Origin of the sequence: Chitiniphilus purpureus (genome assembly GCF_025642115.1) — a bacterium.
Lineage (GTDB): Bacteria > Pseudomonadota > Gammaproteobacteria > Burkholderiales > Chitinibacteraceae > Chitiniphilus > Chitiniphilus purpureus.
Genome location: NZ_CP106753.1, coordinates 2,051,775 through 2,074,421 on the forward strand (window position 1 = coordinate 2,051,775; position 22,647 = coordinate 2,074,421).

The window sequence follows — 22,647 nt, forward strand, 5'->3', positions numbered from 1 at the left end:
ACAGGGCATGCAAAAACAAGGCGGCGCGTCGCGCCGCCCGCAAGGCTGCGCGGCAGCTCAATGCCCTTTGACCACTTCGCCGGCCTTGAGCCGATAGTGGGTGCCACAGTAAGGACAGAGCGCCTCGCCGGTCTTTTCAATCGGCAGGAACACGCGCGGATGGCTGTTCCACGCCAGATGCTGCGGCATGGGGCAGTGCAGCGGCAGGTCGGTGGCGCTGACTTCGATTTCGCTGTGGGTGTTCTCTTGCTGTGCCATGGTCGTCTCCCGTGGTTTCGCGGGGCAGCTCGTCCCGCGCTGGGGCATGCTTGATCTGGAGGTTCACGCTGGGGCGGGGCCGCCGTGGTGGCCCCGCTTGCCGGCGGCTAGACCAGCGTCAGCCAGTCCAGATGCCGCTCGTCACGGCCCTGGACCGCGTCGAAGTAGCGTTGCTGCAGGCGTGCAGTCACCGGGCCACGGCTGCCCTGGCCGATGGCGCGGTTGTCCAGTTCGCGGATCGGTGTCACTTCGGCGGCGGTGCCGGTGAAGAAGGCTTCGTCGGCGGTGTAGATCTCATCGCGGGTGATGCGCTTTTCCACCACCTCGATGCCTTCCTCGCGCGCCAGCGTCAGCACCGTGTTGCGGGTGATGCCGTCCAGGCACGAGGCCACGTCCGGGGTGTACAGCACGCCTTTCCTGATGACGAACAGGTTCTCGCCGGCCCCTTCCGAGGCATAGCCCTCGGTGTCGAGCACCAGCGCCTCGTCGTAGCCGTCGGCCGCCGCCTCCTGGTGCGCCAGGATGGAGTTGATGTAGTAGCCGCATGCCTTGGCGCGCACCATCGACACGTTCACATGGTGGCGGGTGAAGCTGGAGGTCTTGACACGGATACCCTTCTCCAGCCCTTCAGTCCCCAGGTAGGCACCCCATGGCCATGCGGCGACGACGGTATGGATGGTGTTGTCCTTGGCCGCAATGCCAAGGCGCTCGCTGCCGATGAAGCTGAGCGGGCGCAGGTAGCAGGACTTGAGCTTGTTCTCCCGCACCACCAGCCTTTGCGCCTCGTTCAGCTCCTCGGCCGAGTAGCCGATCTTCATCTGGAAGATCTTGGCCGAGTTGAGCAGACGTTCGGTGTGATCCTGCAGGCGGAAGATCGCGGTGCCGCGCGGGGTTTCGTAGGCGCGTACGCCTTCGAACACGCCCATGCCGTAATGCAGCGTGTGCGTGAGCACGTGTGTGGTCGCATCGCGCCACGGAACCAGTTTGCCGTCATACCAGATGACGCCGTCGCGATCAGCCAACGACATGATGCTTCTCTCCTGCCTGTATTTGGGATTCGGGGGCGTAAAGCGCGAAATTGTAGCCCAAATCGCCCGAAAACGGCGCGGGTCCGTCCGCAGCCCGCACTGCCGCCGGATGCCGTGCGGCGCGCCTTGCGTCTGCCGGTTTGCACTTGCGGCGCGCCGGATCTGTTCCTAACGTGAAAACCCCCCGTACGCATGCCATGCGGATGTGGGATGGATTCCCCGGAACCGATCCATGCACCGCCGCTGGTGTCTCCGGCTCCCGGCGCATCGCGCCTGGGCCCGCCACGGCATGCCTTCAGGCTGCAGCGCAGGCCGCAGCCGCGTAACGTGTGCAGGTTCTTATCGCTCTTTGCCCTGGTGGCTGCCATGCCGATAGCCGATGTGGTCCTGGTCTGCGATGGCCTGCCGCTTGACCTGTTGCTCGATGCAGGTCCGGCGGCGCGGGTGTGCCTGATCTCGCCCGGCTGCCTTGCCGGGGCGCCCGCGCGCAGTTGCCAGCCGCGGTTGGTGCTGGTGCCGCTGCTGGACGATGCCTCACCATGCCCGCATCTGGCGGCCCGGCTGGAGCGGCGCTGGCCGGGTGTGCCGGTGCTGGTGGTGGGCCGGCCGGGCGGATGCTCGGCCGACACGGCACTGGCCGCGGGCTATGGCGGTCTGCTCGACCGCCGCAGCGCGCGGCGGCTGATCGGCGCGCTGGCGCTGCCCGGCTCGCCGCCGCCCGCCGGGCAGGCATCGGCGCTGGTGGGGCAGTCCGCGGCGATGCGCGATGTGCGCCGCAAGCTCGAACGCTTCGCGGTGGGCGACAGCACCCTGTTGATCACCGGCGAGACCGGCACCGGCAAGGACCTGATCGCGCGGCAGGCGCATGCGTTGAGCGCGCGCGCCGGGCAGCCCTTTGTCGCGCTCAACTGTGCGGCCCTGCCCGAGACGCTGATCGAGAGCGAGCTCTTCGGCTATGAAAAAGGTGCCTTCACCGGTGCCGGCCAGGCCTACAAGGGCAAGATCCGGATGGCCGAAGGCGGCACGCTGTTCCTGGACGAGATTGGCGACATGCCGCTGCCGGCCCAGGCGCGCATGCTCCGGGTGATCGAAAACCGCGAGGTGTTCAGCCTGGGCGCGAGCCGGGCGCAGCAGGTGGACGTGCGCCTGGTCGCCGCCACCAACCAGGCGCTCGAGGCACGGGTACAGCAGGGGGTATTCCGCAAGGATCTGTTCTACCGGCTGAACGTGGCCCGGCTCGCGTTGCCGCCGTTGCGTGAGCGGCAGGAGGACCTGGACGCGCTGATCGCGCTGTTCATGGGCCGTCAGGTGCCGCTGGCGCTGACGTCGGCCGTGCGTGCCCGACTGTACCGGCACGATTGGCCCGGCAATGTGCGCGAACTCAAGAACGTGCTCGAAGCGGCGCGCCTGAGCGCACAGGGCGCGCGCATCGAGCTTGCTGACCTGCCCGATTATCTGCAGCAGGGCGCCGGCGAGCTGCCTGCTGACGAACGCTGCCGCATCCTCGATGCACTGCGTGCGGCCGGCGGCAACAAGAGCGAGGCGGCGCATCAGCTGCATTGGTCACGCATGACGCTGTATCGCAAGCTGGCCAAGCACGGTCTGCACGGCGCGCTCGAATCGTGAGGCGCCCATCGGCTGCGGCATGCTGTATCGCCGGGTGGTCCGGCTGTCGCTGGCTGGCAGCGGCAGCCTTACGGGCGGTCGGCGTGGCAGGCCGGTATGCCGACGACGCCATGCAGCAGTATGCGATGCATGGATACGGCAAGCCGGAGCGCGGCCCGGGCTGCGGCATCAACGGGAGATGCCATCCCGGCGGCGTGGGCATGCAAGGTGATTGCGAAAGCGGCCGACGCCCTGCAGCGGCCAACGCATTGCCACTTTCTCCCATGGAAAGCTTTGGGACGATTAACCAATTGATCCGACAGTGATTCTTGACACTGTTTATGGGCGTGGCATAAAGACCAGTATGTTTAACGGGCAAGCAGGCTTACCCAGCCTGACAAACTGCCCAGTTGCGTTGCCGTGGGGGTGTTCGATGGAAAATCCGTCCCGTTTCAATCTGATCGGTTCGTCGCCGCAGTTCCAGCAGACGCTGCGACAGCTGGAGAAGATGGCCCAGGTGGACGTGCCGGTGCTGCTGTTGGGCGAGACGGGAACGGGCAAGGAGCTGGCGGCGCGTGCCATCCACTACCTGGGTCCGCGTGCCGGCAGGCCGTTTGTGCCGGTCAATTGCGGTGCGCTTGCCGAAACACTGCTCGAGAGCGAGTTGTTCGGGCACGAGCGCGGGGCGTTCACCGACGCGCGGCAGGCTGCGCCCGGGCTCGCCGCCGAAGCCGACGGCGGTACGCTGTTCCTGGACGAGGTCGACGCGCTGAGCCTGAAGGCCCAGGCGGCGTTGCTGCGCTTCCTGCAGGACGGCACATACCGCCGCGTCGGCGGCAGCCAGGAGCGCCGTGCCGATGTGCGCATCCTGGTGGCCACCAATGCGGCGCTCGAACAACTGGTGGAGGCGCGCCGTTTCCGGCGCGACCTGTTGTACCGCATCAATGTGCTGACGCTGGCGCTGCCGCCGCTGCGCCAGCGCCTGGGCGATGCGTGCGAACTGGCCCAGGTTTTCCTGCGGCGTTTCGCCCACCAGTACCGCATCTTCAACCGCCAGTTCCACCCCGAGGCGCTGGACTACATCGCGCGCCATGACTGGCCCGGCAATGTGCGTGAGCTGGAAAACCAGGTGCACCGGGCGTTTCTGATGAGCGAGGATGGCTACCTGCGTCTGGGGACCGCATTGACGGTTTCCCCGCTGGCGGCGGGCGCGGCCTTGCCGTACAAGACCGCCAAGGCGCGCGCCATCGCCGAATTCGAGCAGCGTTACGTGAGCGGGCTGCTCAAGCGCACCGGAGGCAACATCAGCCGTGCGGCGCAGCTGGCCGGTCAGGATCGCAGCGCGTTCGGCAAGCTGGTGCGCAAGCTCGATCTGCAAGGGTTGGGGCTGGGCCTGCCCAATCTGGCGGACAAGGGCTGAGTGTCTGGGCACCGTACCGGCTCTTGCATTGGCGCACAGTCTGCACGATGGCATTGGCATGGCTGACAGGTGTGCGCCATATTTGGGCATGACGCCGTCGCCTTCGGACCCGAACGAGATTGCAGCGCATGGATGAACAGCTTGTCGACACAGTGATGCAGGCGATCCGCGCCTACGTGCGCGCCCGGCCTGACTGCGCCGACACCATCGAAGGCATCCATGCCTGGTGGGTGCCCTGGCCGGACCAGCCCGAGCCGCTGTCGGTCACCCGGCTGGCGCTGGAGCGGCTGGAGGCCGAAGGGGTGCTGGAGCGACGCCACGTGGGCCGCCGCGAGCTATGGCGTGCCCGGCGCGAGTGAAGCCTGGGCGTTGCCCCCTTGCATACGGCGCCCGCCAAATGCGTTTCAGCACTCACATCATATTTGTGGCGTCATTGCAGTGGATTGGCTGGATCAATCCTGATGCTGATCCCAATACCAGATCGTCGCGCCGTATCTGGATTCCGGGAAGGCCGGCATGATGTCCCCCGCCGCGAATGGCCGGCGCGAGCCGAACCGGGCAGGGGTCCACCAGAAGCCGGCCCGCGGGCAAGGCTGGTTGGCTTCGCAGCGGTTCGGGTGGATACGCGCCACCGCTTCTGCGCGGGAGTAGTGCTGGCGGGCGTAGTCCACGAGCTCGGCGGGGTAGAACGATTTGTCGCGGTAGCTGCTGTCGTCGATGTCGAACAGCCACGTGACCGCGGCGGCTTCCCAGCTCCAGTAGCCGGTAAATCCAGGAGCCTCATGTTGCCCGTGATAAGGCTCTCTGCGACTGGCGGTGTACCACTCGTCCAGATACTTTGCCATCAAGGCCGGGCGCTTTTCTGGCGTTGCGTCGAACACCTTTTGCAGTTTCTTATACGGCAGGGTGCGGGTATAGGTGACGCCGGCGGGCCGGCCGGGTACGAATGGCGCCAGCAGGATTTCGATCAGGATATCGGGATCGTCGTTTTCGTAATCGAGGATGGCGGCGAGGCGGGGCATCAGGTCGCTATGGCCGAGTAGCAGGCCCATGCATACGAGCTGATTAGCCCTTGAATAATCAAAATCGTATAAGTCCAGATGGGGAACGCGGCGACCACCTGCCTCTGGACTGTCGTCAAAAGTGCGGTCGTATTTGGCATAGACTTCCCAGTAGTCGAGCAGCGTCGGGTAAAAATCTTGCAGCTCCATAATGGAATTGCCAGCGGAATAGCTCACAAGCAAATGATTGAGCGCGTCCCAAGCCCGCTGGCACGTTGCCTCCATAGCAGCGTCTTTAGGAAAGTCAGGTTTATGCCCGTTTAGCGCAATGCCCTCTGCTACCACCTCATAGGACTCAAGGGCGCCTTGTAAAATAAATTGGTAGTGATTTTCAAAATCAAGCAACGGCTCTCTTTTAAGAGACGGCAGATCATTTGAATTTAATTGTCTCATTTTCTATTTGGGCAGGATGTTGTTGGGCAATTCAATTAATGGCCGCTTTATCTCGTGATGGTGGCCGTGCTTGGGTTCATGCCGCACCTTTTGCTTGCCAGTCACCATGATAATCCAACGATCATACGGCGCTGGGGCATTTGGGTTGGAGAACCTTTGTCTACGAAATTTTTCAATCTTTAATCGCATATCGGCTTGATGGGTGCTTAATATGCCTTTGTTTTCTGTTCCAAGAATCGTATCAATAATCCACTTATGACTCATCTGCACCCCCTTTGTCTTGGTGCTCGACAATCCCTGCTCCACCTTCCTACCCTGGCGTTTCGCCTTCAAATCATCGTCATTCGCCGTTTCCGGTACGCTGACTTTGCCCGGGGTTTTGGCGGGTTGCGGTGCCGGGTCGAACGGGTCTTCGCTTTTCATGCTTTCCAGCTGCGCCCGCTGGGCGGCGGGTAGCGCCTGCAGCAGCGCAAAGCTGTCCAGCAGGCTGCCTTTGGTTTCGGCGATCACGTAGGGCTGGGTCGGCGGGCGCAGCGGGCTGTACCAGATGTGGTCGATCCCCTGGCCTTTGGGGCCATCGTGTTCCTCGCGCTTGCGGCCATGGTCGTTGATCTTCCTGAAGCCGGCCTTGGCGGTGGGGATATGGTAATCGGCCAAGTGCTCGGGCAGCACGCCGCTGTACCAGGCGTCTTTCTTCCTGGCCTGGCGTTTTTCGTCGGTCCTGGCCTGCCCGGGCTGGGCGGGTTTCTGCGTGCTGCGGTCTTTCTCCACGGTGGTTTGGGTTCTGGGCGTTCCGGTGGCTGGCGCGGCGCGGGGTGGGGTGGTCCTGGCGGTGCTTTTCGGCAGCTCCTGTCCAATCAGCTTGCCGTGCATTTTCTTCAGTTCGTTGACCGCGGCGTCGATCCTGCCGGCGGCCATTTTCCTCAGGTCCAGCAGTTGCTGCACGTAGCGATCGATTTCGCCGCGTCCCATCAGCGCCTTGGTCGCCCAGGTGTCCAGCGCATGGACGATGCCCGAGAGAATGTTGTCGACGATTCCGTTCAACTGCCCGCCCAGGGGGCCGAAGTCCATCTCCTTCACCCATCGGTAGGCATTGCCTTTCATCCTGGCCGGCAGCACGTCGAGGATACGGGCAAACGGTGTGCCGACTTTTGCCAGCTTGAATACCGCCTTGAACGCATCGCCCACACCGGGAATGCAGCCGAGCGCGTTGATGACCAGATCGAGCCATGCTGCGGGATTGGCTGGGTGGGCGGTCAGCGCAAGCATGGAAAGGATAATGTCCCGCGCGTCCATGACCTGCCCGACGCCGGGCACCACGCCGAGCACCGCGGTGACGATGATTTGCGAAGGGCTATCCCCCTTGCCGGTGATCAGCCCGTGCAGCCAGCCGTTGATGCCGTCATCGGCTTGTTTGAGTGCCGTCTTGGCGGCGACTGTGGTGGCGCTCATGCTGGTCCATCCTGCTTGTTGCCGACCGGCGGGTCTTTGGGGTGCGCTTTCTTGTAGGCGTGCTGCGGTTCTCGTTCGCCCGCTACCACGTAGTCGTCGTAGTGCTGCTGATAGCGGGGCTCGGCGCCGTATTTTTCCTGCAGGATGGTGTCGATCTCGTCGGGGAAGTAGTTATCTTCCAGGTAGTCTGCTTCGGCCTGCAGGTATTGCGCCAGCAGTTGGGCTGCTTCCTCGATGGAGGCCGGTTTGGCACCGGCAATGGGGTTGGCCTGCTGGGGTAGCCAAGGTTCGGCATCTCGCGTATCCCAGCCATAGGTAATTTCGGTCGCGCCGTCCTGAGGAATGCCTTCGAGCTTGGCGTGGCCTTGGTTGTCCAGCTTTCCGGATAGCTGGGAGCCATCGGCAAAGCGGACCAGATAAGGCGCGCCCGCCACCGGCTGCATGTTGTGGTAGCGGTAGTTGAGTTCCAGCCAGTTCTGCCGGTCTTCGGGCTTAGGCATGAAGAGTTTGGCAACATCCAGGCTCGCCGGCCCGCTCCAATCGAACCCGCTGCCCTTGAAGCTCACCTTGCCCGGGGCGTGGATCTCGATGTTGCCGCCCTTGAGCCGGATATACGCCCCGCCGCAGGTGAGCAGTAGTTCCTGCCCGGCTGCGAGGGTGAAGGTCTGTTTGTTGGCGTGCAGCCGCACATTCTGGTCACCGACGATCTCCACATCGCCACTCTGCGCTTGCAGCTGCGCATGGCCCCTCGCGGTGATCAATTTGAGATTCACCTTGTCCACCACCCCCTGCACGAACAGGCTGATCCTGCTGCCCACGTTGTGAATCCAACGGCGGGCGGTGCTCTGCTGGGTGTCGCGCTGGCTGACGGTATCGAGGTTCTGCCCGCTGTTCAGCACCAGCGCGTGGGCGGTGGTCAGCGCGATGCCGGCCGGGGCGCTGGCAAGCAGGATGGGTTGCTGGCCGGGCTGCTCCTTCGCGGTCTTGCCTTGTTCGTCGGTGTTGGAACCGGCTTCCCAGGCCTTGAGCGCTTCGTTCAGATGATCGAGGTGGCCGTGCTGGGTCTTGGCTTGCTTTTCGCCTTCAACATCCAGCGTGTCCGGGCCGATCTCAGCCGGGTCGGCCAGTTGGTGTTGTGCGGTGTCCGACAGCGTCTGCGCGAGTTGCTGGGCGGCTTCGAGCTGGCTTTGTGCTTGTTCGCGGTCCAACTGCCGGCCGGCGGCGCCGGGTTGGGCTTCGGTGCTGAGCAGCAGCCCGTGCGCGGCGCGCAGGGCGCCGGCGTGGTCGGTGCGCAGTTCGAAGCCGTCGCCCCGGGGTTCGGCCTTGCCATCACTGCGTGGGTGGGCGAGGTAGCCTTGGTTGAGCTGGGTCTTGCCGTGTTCGGACGAGAGCTTGGTGCGCAGCTCGCCCTGGGTGTCGTCGAACAGCAACTCGTTGTAGCGGGTGGTGCCGAACTCCTGGCTCTTGATGCCGGACAGGGTGTGGTTGGCCGGCAGGCTGCCGGCGCCGGAGAAGGTGGGCGGCAGGTGGCTGCCGTTGTAGAGGGTGCCGACCACCAGCGGCCGGTCGATGTCGCCCTCCACGAAGTCCACCAGCACTTCCTGGCCGATGCGCGGGATGAACTGGTGGCCCCACTGCGCCCCGGCGCTGGGGTAGGCGACGCGGAGCCAGCACGAGGAACGCTCGTCCTGGTTGGCGCCGAAGTCCGGGTGTTCCTGGCGGCGCTGCCAGTGCAGCTGCACCTTGATCCGGCCGTAGGGATCGGTATGCACTTCCTGGCCGGCCGGGCCGACCACGGTGGCGGTCTGCACCCCGGGGGCGGTGGGCCTGGCATGCTCGGTGTGGCTGTATAAAGGCGGCAGCGGGATGCCGCGGCGCTGGGCGTCGAAGTCGACCTGGAATGGGGTGGCGTCCGAGACGGATTCGCCCAACTGGGCGGCGAGCTCCCCCGGCAGGTTGTTGCGGGCACGGAAGGTGAGCCGGGTGGCGACGAACTCGCGCTGCTCGGGCGCGTCGGCGTCGTGGTGCGGGTGGTCGCGCAGCTGGAACCATTCGCCCACCCGCAGGCTGCGCAGCGTGCCGCTGCCGGCAAAGCCCTTCTTGTGCGCATCCAGCGCCTGCTGGCGCAGCCGGGCATAGCGGGCCAGCGCGTCGTCGTCGCTGGCGTAGTACAGCGTCTGCGCGTCGTAGTCCGCCAAGGTGCGCTCGGCCTGCGCGCCGCCGTCGCCCTGGTCGATCACCGTGTCGTCCTGGGCCTGCAGCGTCGCCACCGGCCGGTAGTCAAAGCTGGCCAGCGCCACCTGGGCGGTGCCCAGCTGGCGAGCGCTGGTCCAGCCGGTGAGGCTGTCCTCGGTCTCGGTGGCATCGGCGCGATGGAAGCGCACGCTGCCCTGCTGAGCCTGCGGCAGCGCATAGGGGTCGTCGAACACCACCAGCGTCACCTTGGGCGGGTCACCGGCGGCGTGCTCGAAGCGATAGGCCAGCCCTTCCTCGGCCAGCAGCCGGCTGACGAAGGCGAGATCGGTCTCGCGGTACTGCAGGCAATAGGAACGCAGCGGGTAGGTCTCGCGCAGTTCGAAGCGCACGGCAAAGCCGGCGGCGAACACCGGGTTGCCGGCCAGGTGTTCATCGAGCACGGCGCGGACGAGGTCGGGGACGGTGCGGTCCTGGAACACGCGGCTGGTGCGGCGGTGGGCCAGCAGCGCGAGCGGGGGTTCGATGGTCAGCGCATAGCGGGCGAAGCCGCCGTCGGCCGGCAGCGCCTCGGCGCGGGTGACGAGGCCACCGCGCACCAGCTCACCGCCGTCGGCGGTCGCCAGGCCCAGCTGTGCCGGCAGGCCGAGCAGCGCCTTCAGTTCCAGGTCCACCGACGGCGACAGGCATTCAACGCGGTAGCGGTAAGGCTGGGACAGCGCCTCGCTGCCCGTGGCGCTGTGCGGCAGCAGCGTCCCGCCCCAGTGCGCCCCGTCGCCCAGCTGCAGCGTGACCAGGCGCTGGTCCTGCGTGAAGGCGCTGGCGAACGAGGACAGCAGGGTGGCGAGGTCCATGGAAGTTGAGCGATGGCGTCAGAAAGGCGCAATGGTAGCGTTGGCTAATCTTTTACTCAAAGGGCATAACGGGAAATTGGCATAAACCCGGACAGACGCCGCAGAAGCGAGTGCAGATGGTATGGCCGCGGGTGCTTTTCATCCCACCCCGGTACGAAACCACCTGGTTGCTGAACCGGTGCTGCAGCCCGCGCCAATCCTGGCGCCGGGCCGAGGCGCGGGGTGGGAGCGGGCGGGTGGAAAACACCCCGCTGCTTGCATCGCTACAAAAAAATTCCTTTTTTATCAGCCGCTTGAGTGTTGAGCGTGGGCTGGCACGCCTCTTGTTAACCGAAGTGCTGCGAACGATCCCGGCGCTTCACTGGCGCGTGGCGCACGAGGGCCGGGGATGAACGAGGTGGGCGGGCCCGATCCCGCCTGTGTCGTCGCCGGCGCTGAGCACGCGGGCACGGCCGGGCAAGGCCCGACCGGGCGTGGTGCGCTCCGCCCAGATCGTCGTACCCAGTCACTTTCTCCAGCTGATACAGCGAGGTTCCAGATGACGACCGAAAGCATCCAGAAGCGCCTGCTGCGGGTCAGACCGCCGCGTGTGCGCATCACCTATGACGTGGAAACATTGGGCTCCCAGGAAAAGCGCGAGCTGCCCTTCATCGTGGGCATCTTTGCCGACCTCTCGGGGGACCGGAACGACCAGGCACCGCTGCCGGGCATGAAGGAGCGGGTCATGGTCGAGATCGACCGCGACAATTTCAACGACGTGCTCAAATCGTCGCTGCCGCGCGTCACGCTCCCCAAGTTCGAGGGGGTGGCCGACGACGACCCCGGCAACGACCCCACGCTGGCCAATTCCAACCTTGCCATCGTGTTCGAGTCGCTGGACGACTTCGAGCCGTTGCGGCTGGTGAAGCGCGTGCCGGCTCTGGCGCAGCGCTACGAGGCGCGCACCGCCATCCGTACCGTGCAGGCCCGCTCCGAGACCGACGACAAGCTCGCCGGGCTGCTCGATTCGCTGGTGGACAAGGGTGCGGACGGGCAGGCGCTGCGCGCCAAGCTGATCGCGAGCTATCCGCCTGATGCGGGTCCGGAGGGCTGGCGGACGGCGGCGGTGACCCCGTCGGCCGACAAGACCGCCGAGATCGATGCGCGCCTCCTGGGCCGTTGGGTCAAAGCGGGGGCGGGCGACGGCGACAAGGCCGCAGCCAACGTGCTGATCGGCCATTTCGTCGCCGAGGTGATCAAACCGCTGGACGAGACACTGCAGGATCCCGCCAAAAGCAAGGACCTCGACCTGACCCGCGGCGCCACCGCGCAGATCGATGCGCGGGTGTGCCAGATCGACCAGGCGCTCTCGGCGCAGCTCTCCAACATCATGCACAGCCCGTCGTTCCGTGCGCTGGAAGCCACCTGGCGTGGCATCTTCTATCTGGTGTCGCGCGCCGAGACCGGCCCCATGCTCAAGCTGCGTGTGTTCAACGCCACCCGTGGCGAGCTGCTGCAGGATATGGACAAGGCGGTCGAGTTCGACCAGAGCACCATCTTCAAGCTGATCTACGAGGCCGAGTACGGCACCTTCGGCGGCGTGCCGTACAGCCTGCTGGTGGGGGGCTACGAGTTCGGCGGCAGCGCCGAGGACATCCGCTTCCTGACCCGGATCTCCGAAGTGGCCGCGGCAGCGCACGCACCGTTCCTCGCCGCCGCCGATGCCAAGCTCTTCGGGCTGCCCAGCTACGACATGCTGGCCAAGCCGCGCGATCTGGCGAAGATCTTCGAAGGCGCGGACCTGGGCAACTGGCGCGACTTCCGGCAGCTGGAGGACTCGCGCTACGTGGCGCTGGTACTGCCGCACGTGTTGCTGCGGCTGCCCTACGGCCCCGATTCGCAGCCGGCCGACGGCATCGATTTCCGCGAGGACGTGTTCGTGTCCGGCAGTGGCGAGGCAGGCACGTCGCAGCAGGACAACCGGAAGTTCCTGTGGGGCAATGCCGCCTACGCGCTCGCCGAACGCATCACCAACGCCTTTGCCGTCTACAACTGGACCGCGGCCATCCGCGGCGTGGAAGGCGGCGGGCTAGTCACCGGGCTGCCGCAGTATGTGTACGACACCGACGCCGGCACCCGCGAGCTGTTCTGCCCGACCGAGGTGGCGATCACCGACCGGCGCGAGAAGGAGCTGAACGACCTGGGCTTCATCGCGCTGTGCCACTGCAAGGGTTCGGGCAAGGCGGCCTTCTTCGGCGGGCAGACCACCAACCTGCCCAAGAAGTACGTGCTGGATGACGCCAATGCCAACTCGCGCATCTCGGCGATGCTGCCGTACATCCTCGCCGCCAGCCGCTTCGCGCATTACATCAAGGTGATCATGCGCGACAAGATCGGCACCTTCCTCACCCGCGGCAACGTCGAGGCCTACCTCAACACCTGGATCGCCCAGTACGTGCTGCTGGACGACAACGCCACGCAGGATGTGAAGGCCACCTACCCGCTGCGCGAGGCGAGCGTGGTCGTCACCGATGTGGCGGGCGAGCCGGGGGTGTACAAGGCCACCGTGTTCCTCAAGCCGCATTTCCAGCTCGAAGAGCTGACCACCTCCATCCGGCTTGTCGCCAAGCTGCCCAAGTAATCCCTAGAGGAACCCATCATGGATCTCATTCTTTTGCAACCGGGCAATGCCGACATCTTCGGCGGCCCCAACAGCTGGGACAACGGCGGCAGCCTGATCGACAACTTCGAGGATGTGTGGAAGGACTTCAAGCCGCCGTCCAAGACGCTGGGCCAGTGCCTGGAGCTGGTGTCGGTGCACCAGGGCATGAAGCAGCAGATCACCACCGACGTCAGCAACTCGGCGCGCACGTCCGGCCGGCCGGTGATCACCGAGTTCACCTGCGTCAAGTATGTGGACAAGACCTCGGTGAAGTTCTTCGAGTATTGCCTGCGGGCGATGCCGCTGGACAACGATCCGTCCAAGCCGACGATGCTGTATATCGCGCGCAACTCGGGCGACAAGACGGCCAACATCCTGACCATGTCGCTGCGCAACGCGCTGATCAGCGAAATCCAGTTCCAGTCGCATCCGGACGATATGCCCACCGAGCAGTTCAAGCTCTCGTTCACCGAAATCCTGTGGACCTACACGGTGCAGAAGGCCGACACCACCAGCGCGGGCAATGTCTCGGCCGGCTGGAGCATTGCACGCAACCGGCCCATCGGGCAGTTCACCGATTAAGGCGCCCGCGGAAGCGGGCAGCGCCCGGGGCGGTTGTTTCCGGGGCGCTGCCCGCCTCCCACCCCGTCTTTTCCGATTTGAAGGAGCACAGCGATGCGATTCCTGTTCGAGCGTCTGGCCGGCGAGCCGCCACTGCCCGGCGGGGGCCATGAGCCGTTCGACGCGGCAGCGGCGGTGGGCGCGCAGATCCAGCGCCTGGTGGCCACCCGCGCCTGGGTGGCCGGCGAGCGCGCGGGCCTGCTGGCGTTCGGCATGCCGCAGGTGACCGATCTGGCGATGCACAGCCGCACCCAGATGGAGTGCTATGCCGCGCGGCTCACCACGCTGATCCGCGAGTACGAGCCCCGGCTGATCGACGCGCTCGTCAGCGTCGAGCCCACCGACAACGATGCCTGGAACCCGTGGCGGCTGGTGGTGAGCGGCACGCTGGCGGACAGCGGCCAGGCGCATCGCTTCCACTTCCAGTTGCCGCAGCACTGATCATGAACAACCACACCGTCGGTACCCGGCTCAAGGACTACTTCGCGCGCGAGCTGTTTGCGCTGCGCGAGGACGCGAGCGAATTCGCCAAGGGCTACCCGCAGGTGGCGCACGGGCTGGCGCCGGGACGCGGCAGCAGCCAGGACCCGCACGTCGAGCTGCTGATCCAGTCGTTCGCCTTCCTGACCGGCCGGCTGCGCTATCAGATGGAGGTCGAGCAGGCCACGTTGCCCAACACGCTGCTGCACTTCCTGTACCCGCACCTGGAGGCGCCGGTGCCCTCGATGATGGTGGCACACATCACGGTCAAGCCCGATGGCGCCAACTTCGCCAAGGGCATGGTGCTCGCACGCAGTCGCCAGATGTACGCCAACGCGGTCAACGACGAAGGGCGCAAGCTGGCGTGCCGGATGCGCACCTGCTGCGATACGCCGCTGTGGCCGCTGCGGGTGGACGAGGTCAGGCTCACGCCCATCGACGAATACGGTTTTCTGGCGCAGGGCGGTGATGTGCGTTCGGTGCTGCGGGTCCGGCTGGTGCGCGAGGGCGCCGAGCGGCTGCAGGACATCAACCCCTCGCCGCTGCGCTTTTACATCAGCAGCGAGGAGCGGCATGCCTGGCATCTGTACGACATGCTGGCGGTGAACCTGGCCGGCATCGCGCTCCGGGTGCGCAGCGAGGCGGGCGAGCGCGTACAGCGCCTGCCGGCCACGGCGCTCAGCTGGTGCGGTTTCGCGACCGACGAGGCCATGCTGGCCGCCAGTCCGCATACCCATCCGGGCTACCGGCTGCTGCAGGAATACTTCGCCTTCCCCGAGAAATTCCTGTTCTTCGAGGTGCCGGGGCTGGATTTTGCCGGGGCGGACGCGTCGTGCGAGCTGCTGTTCCTGTTCAACACGCCGCCCGACAAGGCGCTCGGCTTCGCGCCCAGCGTGCTCAAGCTCAACTGCGTGCCGCTGGTCAACCTCTTCATGCAGCGCATCGAGCCGGTGGCGCTGGACCATACCCAGTTCGAATACCGGCTGCGCGGCGACATCCAGCACCACCGCCATACCGAGATCTACGCCATCGACGAGCTGGTCTCGATCCGGCCCAACGCCAGTCCGCGCCCGATCGCACCGTATTTCGCGATGGACGAGGCGCACAAGCTCGAACAGCAGGACTATTTCTTCGTCACCCGGCGCGAAGTGAGCCAGTTCGCGCAGGTCCCGGGCACCGAAACCTTCGTCTCGCTGCTCGACACCCGCTTCGACCCCGGCCTGCCGGCCGACGAGGTGATCGGTGGGCGGGCGTTGTGCACCAACCGGCGCCTGCCCGAGCAGCTGCGGATCGGCGATGTGCTGCTGCTGGAAGGCGCGGGGCCGGTGCAGGCGATCCACGTGGCAAGCAAGCCGACCGCGCACCAGACGCCGCAGCTGATCGGCAACCGCCCCTGGGCGCTGGCCTCGCAGCTGGCGCTCAACCACCTGTCGCTGGCGGACGGGCCGCTGGCGCTGTCGGCGCTCAAGGACATGCTCAGCCTGCATGTGGGGCCGATGAGCGTGCAGGGGCTCAAGCAGATCGACGGCATCCGGCAGATCACCTGCCGGCCCATGGTGCGGCATGTCGGTCGCGATGGCTGGCGCGGCTTCGCGCAGGGGCTGCATCTGGATGTGGATCTGGACCGCAGCCATTTCGAGGAGGGCAGCGCCGTGCTGTTCGCCGAGGTGCTGCGCCGCTTCTTCGCGTTGTACGCCGCGGTCAACACGCTGGTCGAGTTGTCGCTGCATACCCATGACGTCAAAGGAACCCTCAAGACATGGCCACCGCTGATCGGCGCGCAACCCATCCTCTGAACGAGCGCATCGTCTCGGAGTTCGGGCGCTTCAACGTATTCCAGCTGGTACGGCTGCTGCGCTGGGAGGCGCACACGCAGGCGCGTGCGGCCGGTCGGCGCGAGCCGCCGGCGTTCGACGCCCGGGTACGCTTTCGCGCCGAGCTGTCGGCGGCCTTCCCCGGCAGCGAGGTGGCCCGGCTGGCGGTGCGCGCGCCGGCGCGGCCGGATGGCGCCGGGCGGGTCGAGCTGTTCACCCCCAACTACTGCGTCGCCAGCGAACTGGGGCCGCTGCCCGAGCCCTACACCGAATGGGCGCGCGATCTGGCGCGTGACGGTGCGCCGGCCTTCGCCGCCTTCCTCGATCTGTTCAACCACCGCTTCAACATGCTGCGCCATCAGCTCAAGGCCAGCCAGCAGATCGGATTGAACTACCTGCATCCGGACGAGACCCGCCATGCCGGTTACCTGGCGGCACTGATGGGCATCGGTCTGCCGGACCTGGCGGCGCAGCTGCCGTTGCCGCGCCGTGCCTGGCTGGGGCTGGCCGGCCTGCTGGCCAACTGCCGCCGCAGTGCCGCCGGCATCGAGCATGTGCTGGCCTGCTACCTGGGCGTGCCAGTGCGCCTGACCCCGCTGGTGGGCGCCTGGCGCGCGCTGGAGCCGGGCGATCGGCAGGCGCTGGGCCGGCAGGGCCACCGGCTGGGACAGACCTGCCTCATCGGCGGCCGGATCTGGGACCAGCAGGCACGTATCCGCCTCACGGTCGATCCGCTGCCATACGCGCGCTTCGTGCAGCTGCTGCCGCGCCGCGATGCGCCGCCCGCCGACGGCCGGCCGGGCTTTGCCGCGTTCGCCGCGCTGCTGGCCTTCCTGGTCGACCGCCGGGTCGATGTGGAAGTGGTGCTGCAGGCCGAGGACGCCAGCGTGCCGCCGCGCCGGCTGCTGACGCGCGACGATGCGCAAAGCCATGCGCTGCGGCTGTCGCAGTCTGCCTGGCTCGCTTCGCGCCATGCGGCGGGCCTGTCCGCGCACGGCGGCGCACGGTTGGGCCGCAACGCCCGGCTGGGCGACGGCGCGCCCCGGCCGCCGCGCCGCGTCACCTACCTGATCCGCGCCTTTGCCGGGAGCACGCCATGAACGACCCCATCCGCGCCCGCACCCTGGAGATCGGCCGCAGTACCGTGATCCCGACCGACGCGCAGGCCCTGTATCTGCACTGCGCGTTCTTCCTGCCCGGATCGCGCATCCTGTCGGACGAGACCTTCCGGCTGGTGAGCCTGGGCGGGCAGGAGAGCGCCTCCGAGCCCTTTGAATACCAGCTCACGCTGCATGCCAACACCGGCTCCGATTCGGACCACGTCGCCGGGCGGCCACAGCGTGTGCGGCAGCCGCTGCGTTTTTCCGAGCTGATCGGCCGCCCGGCGACCGCCGCGGTGCACTACCCGGTGCCGCAGGGCCAACTGGTGGTGGCCGAGCGTTTCGCACAGGCGGTGCGCGGCAACGGCGACACCGACGGGTTGGCGCTGTTCAACGGCATCGTCACCACGTTCGCGATGGAGGAGCCCGGCGTCTACCGCGCCACGCTGCGGCCGGCGCTGTACAAGCTGACGCTGACCAACCGCTACCAGGTGTACAGCCACCTGAGCATCTGCGGCGTGATCGAGGCGCTGATGAAGCGCCACCGCGTGGCGTACTCGGTCGCCGGCATCAGCGGCGAGCACAATCTGGCCACCGCCCGGGTGCAGGACTGGCTGCAGGCCGGCGAGACCGACTATGAACTGCTGCGCCGGCTGATGAACAAGGCGCATATCGGCTACTACATCGCCCATGGTGCCACCGGCCACACCGTGGTGTTCCTCAACCGCGCCGACTACCCGACGGCCTGCCCGGACGGGCGCCCGCTGCGCTACACCGCCACCCTGCTCGACGAGGTGGGCCTGCACCAGCCGGACCTGGTGACCCAGTACAGCTACCAGGTGTCGCTGCAGCCCAGCGCGGTGAGCGGCACCGCCACCCGCCAGGAGGCGGCCTGGGAGCGCGACGCGGTGGCCGAGCCCACCTCGTACCATGCGCGCACGCTGGACGACGCGGGCGAGCTGCCGTTCCGCCAGTACAAGATCTACCAGTACGGCTGCAGCCAGGATGAGCTGCAGGAATTCGCCGGCCGCACGCAGCTGGCGCTCTCGGGCGCGGGCAGCCAGCTCTCCGGTGCCAGCACCTGCCCGTTCCTGCGCGTGGGCCATCGGTTCGAGGTCAGCGGCGATCCGTGGGACGGCAACCCCGACCCGGTGCGTCCCACGCTGGCCGACCAGCCCTTCGTGCTCACCATGGTCAAGCACGAGGCCAGCCTGGATGGCGGTTACCAGAACCAGTTCCAGGCCATCGACGCGGCCGGGCTGCTCGCGCCGTTCTCGATCGCCGACACCCAGCAGGGCGCGGTGCTGGCCGTGGTGGTGCCACCGCCACCGCCGCCGGACTGGCGCTACTACGACAAGCACGTCTACACCCCCGACACCGCCACCATGCTTGATCACGAGGGCGACCAGCGCCAGCTGAAGGCGATCGGGGTATACGTGCGCTTCACCACCGACGAGGCGGACGACACAGCGGCACGGGTCTGGGTCAAGCTCGCCCCGCATATGCAGACCGTGCCCGAATACGGCGTGACCGTGACCGTGGCGCGCGCGCAGGACGAATCCGAGCTGCCCGAAGTGCAGAGCATCGTGCAGAGCAACGGCACGCAGGTGATCATGCCCTCGGGCTGGACCGCGAGCAGCCACGTGGGCAACAGCTACGGCACGAGCTACGGCGACGGCAAGCGCATCACCTTCGGCGCCAGCTCGCGTTACGACCTGGGCAATGCAGTCAACCTCGTCACTGCCGCCTATGCACGCGGCGTGTTCCGCGACGCGAACTACGCGCAGGGCGGCAGCTACGGCTACAGCACGTCCGAACAAGCCGCCGACGGCATGCTCAGCGAATCGTGGTCGTTCGGTTGCGGCTATGGCAACAGCTGGGCCAAGGAAAGCAAGAATTTCTCCGCCACTGGCCGCAGTTTCAACCACACGGTGCGCGGCAAATACGATACCGGCCTGCAGCTGGACGAGGCCAGCTACCCCGACGCGGCGGGGGCCGTGGACGCCAATGTGGTCGAAACCTTTGGCAACACCTGGGTCAAGAGCACCCAGATCGGCAACAGCACCGCCAACAACACCATGATCGGCAACAGCGATGCCACGTCGATCACCATCGGCGATTCGCTGTCGGCGGCCGTGCAGGTAGGCAATACCGTCAACGCGCACATCATGACGGGCATCGCCAGCAACACCAGCTTGCATAACATCGATCGCAATGCCTCGGTCACCGCCATGACCGACAGCCTCAGCGCGGTAGGCGTATCCATCAGTGCCGGCATGGTGGGGATGACCCGGAACACCAGCCTCACCGGCATGGCCGAAAGCATCAACATCACCGGCAGCAACCAGAGCATGTCGATGACCGGCTCGCAGCAGAGCATATCGGCCAACGGCAGCGTCACCAGCATGGAAGCCACCGGCATGGTCACCAGCATGAGCATGACCGGGATGCGCACCGGCACCAGCATGACCGGCATGGTCAACGACACCAGCATGACCGGGGTGACGACCAGCACCAGCATGGTGGGCAGTACCACCAGCGTGAGCATGGTGGGCATGAGCACTTCGATGAGCATGGTTGCCGACAGCTCTTCGGTCAGTCTGGCCGGCAACAGCGTCTCGGCGAACATCGTCAACAACCAAATCAGCGCCGACTGCTTTCTCGCCGGTGCGGTGGGCGGCGTGGACCAGCGCGCCAAGTGCACGCTGGAACAAATCATCGTCGAAGTCATGTCCAGCGTCCGGTTGATCATGTGAGGGGAAGAGGATGATGAATGTCGCTCACCATCGATACCCCCGGCCCTCCGCCTTGACGGCGGGAGGGGGCGAGTCAAGCGCCTGGGCCGTCGCGGGTATCGCTGCCACGGCCAACTGCACCGTGGTTCCGGGGTTCACCCCATGAAAATCGTCAAACCGCTCACCCTCGGCGTCCTGCATCGCCCCTATGCCATCGGCGCACGCCAGCGCTTTGCCGTGACGGCGCTGGGCTTTTTCCGTCTGGGGGCCGACAACCCGCGCTTTCTGCCGGAGAACCTGCAATGGCCGCTGGCATTGCCGGCGTTGCCACCGCTGCAGCCGCTGGACGAAGCGTGGCCCAAGCCGCGGGCGGAAGTGCTGCTGGGGGGCGCGGCCTTTGCTCCCGCGGGTATTCCGGTGGCGCGCATGGCAGTGCGCCTGGCCTGCGCCGGTGTGGACAAAACCCTGGCGGTTCTGGGCGAGCGCGACTGGTATTACGGCCTCGTGCCTTGGTTCAACATCGGCGAGCCTGCGCCATTCGCGCGCATGCCACTGGGCTGGGAGCGCGCCTTTGGCGGCCCGGACCACCCGGGCAATCCGCTGGGCCGGGGTTATCGGCCCAACCCGGTGGCCGGCTTCATCGGGCAGAACCGGGGTGCCATGCCCAACCTGGAATACCCTGGACAGCCGGTGCGTGGGCATGGGCGCCGGTTGGAACCTGCCGGCTTCGGCCCGCTGGACGTGCGCTGGGCGCCGCGCAGCAAGCAAACCGGCACCTACAAAGCCCGCTGGCTGGAGCGGGAAGCGCCTGGGCTGGCCAGTGATATTGATCCTGAATTCTTTATGCGTGCACCGCTGGACCAGCGCTTGCCGGCCTATCTGCAAGGCGGCGAGGCGTATCGGCTGGAAGGGCTGCATCCCGGACAGGCCGTGATCGAAGGCGGCTTGCCGTCGCTGACCGTGCGCGCCTTCGTGCAGCGGGTGGGGCAGGAACCCGGGCAGGCCGAGGAAGTGCCGTTGGCGTGCGATACGGTCTGGTTCTTCCCGGAGCATCTGCTGGGGTTGATGGTATGGCACGGTGACGTGGCCAATGCCGATGCCGACGGCCTGGACATCGCTGCCGTCATGGTGGGCTACGAGGCCGCGCACGACCGGCGCGCGTTGGAGCACTACCGCCAGGTGCTGGCGCTGCGGACCGACCTGGCCACTGCGGCGCTGCACGCGCTGGACGAATCGCAGCTTGCCGCTTCCTACACGCCGACGGTGGCTGCGCAGCACGCGGTGCAGGATGCCGCCGAGCGCGCCGCCGACCAGGCGCGCCGTCAGGCCGTGCTCGATGAGATGGACGCTGAATTCTGGGCGGAATCCGGTCTGCCGCGCCCGGCCGACCATCAGCCGCCGCGAGCGCCGGAGCCGGTATTGCCCAGCCCCAGCAAGCGCCAGCTGGCTGACAGCGACTTCGACCTGGTGGCGCTGGAGCGGGCCGCCCGATCGCTGGCGGCCCAGGCCGAGGCGATGCACGCCGAGTTGGCTGCCGCCCAGACCGAACTGCCGCCAGCACCCGCACCCGATCCGCTGGCCGAGCGCGAAGCGGTGTATGCCCGCGCCAGCATGCCCGCGGCCGACCTGGTGCGCGACCGTGAGCCACCAGTGGATGCCGACAGCGCGGCCTTGGCCGGGGCCCTGGAGGCCGCCATCGCGGCGGGTGCGCCGCTCTCGCCCGAGCAGGTGGCGCAGGCCCGGGCCGCCCAAGCCGGCGTCGCCGCACAACGCCGCGCCGCCCGCCGCGCGGCGCCGCAACCCACGGTGGCGCCGTTGCCCCCCGAGTCATCGGCTTGGCTTGGTGGCCTGGTGCGTGAGTGGCTGCGTGGCGGCGCGGTGTTGGCGGGGCGCGACCTGGCCGGCATCGACCTGTCGGGGGCCGACCTGTCGGGGGCCGACCTGCGTGAGGTGCTGTTCGAACACGCCCACCTGAGCGGTACCGATTTCAGAGGTGCGGATCTGCGCGGCGCGGTATTTACCGCTGCCACGCTGGAGGGCGCGGATTTCAGCGGGGCCAGGCTGGACGGGGCCAATTTCAGCGCCAGCCGTGGCGGTGCGGTGTTCCGCCAGGCCTCGCTACGGCAAGTGACTGCGCTGCAGGCCGTGTGGCACGGCGCCGATCTGACCGGCGCCACGTTGCAAGGCTGCATCGCTGCCGGCATCGACCTTTCCGGCGCGCGGCTCGATGGGGCCGTGGTGGCCGATGCGCTGCTGACCCAGGCCAAGGCCGAAGGCAGCCGCTGGCGCGGTGCGCAGCTGAACAAGGCAGTGTTGCTGCAAGCGCAGTTGGCTGGCGCCGACTTCGCCGGAGCCTCGCTGGTGAAAGTGGTGCTGCTGGATGCGGTGTTGGCAGGCAGCGCATGGCAGGGCGCCACACTCGACGGTTGCGCGCTGGGTGGCAAGGCCGACTGGCAAGGTGCACGGCTAGGCGGGATCAACGCCGCCAGATGCGGTTGGCACGGCGCCAATCTGGCGGGTGCCGACTTCACCGGCGCTCGCGTGATCGGCTGCGAGCTGGGCGAGTGCGATCTGGCCGATGCCACACTGGCCGATGCAGTATTCGCGCGCTCGTTGCTGATGCGGGCGCGGCTGGCCCGCGCCAACGCACTGCGCGCCGATTTCTTCCAGGCGCTGTTGCGTGGCGCCGACCTGCGTGGCGCCGATCTGCGCGGGGCCAACCTGGTGCAGGCCGATTGCTCCGGGGCATTGGTGGAAGGAGCCCGGTTCGACGGCGTGCGCCTGGAAGCGAATAGGAGGGTGGCATGAGAGAGGGGATTTTTGTGGCGGGTGCCACGGTGGGTGCTGCAACTGCGTTGAGCCCGGTTGGCGTCTGCGGCGCAGCGTTGGATGGCCTCAGCCGCTGTGCGGGCGGGTTTGTTTCTTCTGCGCACGGCGTTTTCGCCGTGGGCGCAACCGGCCTGGCGACCCCGCACCTCGTGCCCCAGGCACA

The 22,647-nt window shown here is 66.8% G+C and carries 15 protein-coding genes; 10 read left to right on the forward strand and 5 right to left on the reverse strand.

Annotated features, from left to right (window positions below):
- Positions 1-57: 57 nt before the first annotated feature.
- Positions 58-258, reverse strand: a complete 201-nt coding sequence (locus tag N8I74_RS09555; protein WP_263126663.1) for a zinc-finger domain-containing protein — start codon at positions 256-258, stop codon at positions 58-60.
- A gap of 107 nt (positions 259-365) precedes the next feature.
- Positions 366-1,286, reverse strand: a complete 921-nt coding sequence (locus tag N8I74_RS09560; RefSeq protein WP_263126664.1) for a branched-chain amino acid transaminase — start codon at positions 1,284-1,286, stop codon at positions 366-368.
- A gap of 366 nt (positions 1,287-1,652) precedes the next feature.
- Here N8I74_RS09560 and N8I74_RS09565 point away from each other — a divergent pair, with 366 nt between their 5' ends.
- From N8I74_RS09565 to N8I74_RS09575, 3 genes are all read left to right on the forward strand, one after another.
- Complete coding sequence (locus N8I74_RS09565; protein WP_263126665.1) at positions 1,653-2,912, forward strand: sigma-54 interaction domain-containing protein; 1,260 nt, start codon at positions 1,653-1,655, stop codon at positions 2,910-2,912.
- A 412-nt stretch (positions 2,913-3,324) separates the two neighbouring features.
- A complete protein-coding gene (locus tag N8I74_RS09570; RefSeq protein ID WP_263126666.1) occupies positions 3,325-4,311 on the forward strand; it encodes a sigma-54 interaction domain-containing protein in 987 nt (328 codons plus the stop codon).
- A gap of 128 nt (positions 4,312-4,439) precedes the next feature.
- Positions 4,440-4,670, forward strand: coding sequence for a hypothetical protein (locus tag N8I74_RS09575; RefSeq protein ID WP_263126667.1), 231 nt, complete (start codon positions 4,440-4,442; stop codon positions 4,668-4,670).
- A gap of 93 nt (positions 4,671-4,763) precedes the next feature.
- Here the strand turns inward: N8I74_RS09575 and N8I74_RS09580 are convergent, their stop codons facing one another.
- The 3 genes from N8I74_RS09580 to N8I74_RS09590 are packed head-to-tail and all read right to left on the reverse strand — an operon-like array spanning position 4,764 to position 10,264.
- The gene (locus N8I74_RS09580) at positions 4,764-5,717 is read right to left on the reverse strand and encodes a PoNi-like cognate immunity protein (RefSeq protein ID WP_263126668.1); all 954 of its coding nucleotides are present in this window, start codon (positions 5,715-5,717) and stop codon (positions 4,764-4,766) included.
- Between the two features lie 51 nt (positions 5,718-5,768).
- Positions 5,769-7,217, reverse strand: coding sequence for a hypothetical protein (locus tag N8I74_RS09585; protein ID WP_263126669.1), 1,449 nt, complete (start codon positions 7,215-7,217; stop codon positions 5,769-5,771).
- A complete protein-coding gene (locus N8I74_RS09590) occupies positions 7,214-10,264 on the reverse strand; it encodes a type VI secretion system Vgr family protein (RefSeq protein WP_308445884.1) in 3,051 nt (1,016 codons plus the stop codon). The genes N8I74_RS09585 and N8I74_RS09590 overlap by 4 nt, the downstream gene beginning before the upstream one ends.
- Before the next feature lie 538 nt (positions 10,265-10,802).
- On the opposite strand from N8I74_RS09590, the gene tssC reads away from it, so the two are divergent.
- The 7 genes from tssC to N8I74_RS09625 all read left to right on the forward strand — a co-directional run bounded on the left by tssC (position 10,803) and on the right by N8I74_RS09625 (position 22,463).
- Complete coding sequence (gene tssC / locus N8I74_RS09595) at positions 10,803-12,884, forward strand: type VI secretion system contractile sheath large subunit (RefSeq protein ID WP_263126670.1); 2,082 nt, start codon at positions 10,803-10,805, stop codon at positions 12,882-12,884.
- Positions 12,885-12,902: 18 nt separating this feature from the next.
- A complete protein-coding gene (locus tag N8I74_RS09600; protein ID WP_263126671.1) occupies positions 12,903-13,487 on the forward strand; it encodes an Hcp family type VI secretion system effector in 585 nt (194 codons plus the stop codon).
- A gap of 93 nt (positions 13,488-13,580) precedes the next feature.
- Positions 13,581-13,967, forward strand: a complete 387-nt coding sequence (locus tag N8I74_RS09605) for a GPW/gp25 family protein (protein ID WP_263126672.1) — start codon at positions 13,581-13,583, stop codon at positions 13,965-13,967.
- Positions 13,968-13,969: 2 nt separating this feature from the next.
- The gene (tssF, locus tag N8I74_RS09610; protein WP_263126673.1) at positions 13,970-15,802 is read left to right on the forward strand and encodes a type VI secretion system baseplate subunit TssF; all 1,833 of its coding nucleotides are present in this window, start codon (positions 13,970-13,972) and stop codon (positions 15,800-15,802) included.
- Positions 15,766-16,920: a type VI secretion system baseplate subunit TssG gene (gene tssG, locus N8I74_RS09615; protein WP_263126674.1), complete on the forward strand. Its 1,155-nt coding sequence runs from the start codon at positions 15,766-15,768 to the stop codon at positions 16,918-16,920. Before tssF ends, tssG begins: the two co-directional genes overlap by 37 nt.
- Entirely contained in the window at positions 16,917-19,676 is a 2,760-nt protein-coding gene (locus N8I74_RS09620) for a contractile injection system protein, VgrG/Pvc8 family (protein WP_263126675.1), read from the forward strand. Before tssG ends, N8I74_RS09620 begins: the two co-directional genes overlap by 4 nt.
- 141 nt (positions 19,677-19,817) lie before the next feature.
- A complete protein-coding gene (locus N8I74_RS09625) occupies positions 19,818-22,463 on the forward strand; it encodes a DUF2169 family type VI secretion system accessory protein (protein WP_263126676.1) in 2,646 nt (881 codons plus the stop codon).
- The last annotated feature ends 184 nt before the right edge of the window (positions 22,464-22,647 follow it).

What these genes read in the sequence shown, in the direction of transcription:
- N8I74_RS09570 (WP_263126666.1), top strand. Translation starts at nt 3,325, where the DNA reads ATGGAAAATCCGTCCCGTTTCAATCTGATCGGTTCGTCGCCGCAGTTC.
- N8I74_RS09605 (WP_263126672.1), top strand. Translation starts at nt 13,581, where the DNA reads ATGCGATTCCTGTTCGAGCGTCTGGCCGGCGAGCCGCCACTGCCCGGC.
- N8I74_RS09620 (WP_263126675.1), top strand. Translation starts at nt 16,917, where the DNA reads ATGAACGACCCCATCCGCGCCCGCACCCTGGAGATCGGCCGCAGTACC.
- N8I74_RS09560 (WP_263126664.1), bottom strand. Translation starts at nt 1,286, where the DNA reads ATGTCGTTGGCTGATCGCGACGGCGTCATCTGGTATGACGGCAAACTG.
- N8I74_RS09625 (WP_263126676.1), top strand. Translation starts at nt 19,818, where the DNA reads ATGAAAATCGTCAAACCGCTCACCCTCGGCGTCCTGCATCGCCCCTAT.
- N8I74_RS09555 (WP_263126663.1), bottom strand. Translation starts at nt 258, where the DNA reads ATGGCACAGCAAGAGAACACCCACAGCGAAATCGAAGTCAGCGCCACC.
- N8I74_RS09590 (WP_308445884.1), bottom strand. Translation starts at nt 10,264, where the DNA reads ATGGACCTCGCCACCCTGCTGTCCTCGTTCGCCAGCGCCTTCACGCAG.
- tssG (WP_263126674.1), top strand. Translation starts at nt 15,766, where the DNA reads ATGGCCACCGCTGATCGGCGCGCAACCCATCCTCTGAACGAGCGCATC.
- N8I74_RS09575 (WP_263126667.1), top strand. Translation starts at nt 4,440, where the DNA reads ATGGATGAACAGCTTGTCGACACAGTGATGCAGGCGATCCGCGCCTAC.
- N8I74_RS09585 (WP_263126669.1), bottom strand. Translation starts at nt 7,217, where the DNA reads ATGAGCGCCACCACAGTCGCCGCCAAGACGGCACTCAAACAAGCCGAT.
- N8I74_RS09600 (WP_263126671.1), top strand. Translation starts at nt 12,903, where the DNA reads ATGGATCTCATTCTTTTGCAACCGGGCAATGCCGACATCTTCGGCGGC.
- tssF (WP_263126673.1), top strand. Translation starts at nt 13,970, where the DNA reads ATGAACAACCACACCGTCGGTACCCGGCTCAAGGACTACTTCGCGCGC.
- tssC (WP_263126670.1), top strand. Translation starts at nt 10,803, where the DNA reads ATGACGACCGAAAGCATCCAGAAGCGCCTGCTGCGGGTCAGACCGCCG.
- N8I74_RS09565 (WP_263126665.1), top strand. Translation starts at nt 1,653, where the DNA reads ATGCCGATAGCCGATGTGGTCCTGGTCTGCGATGGCCTGCCGCTTGAC.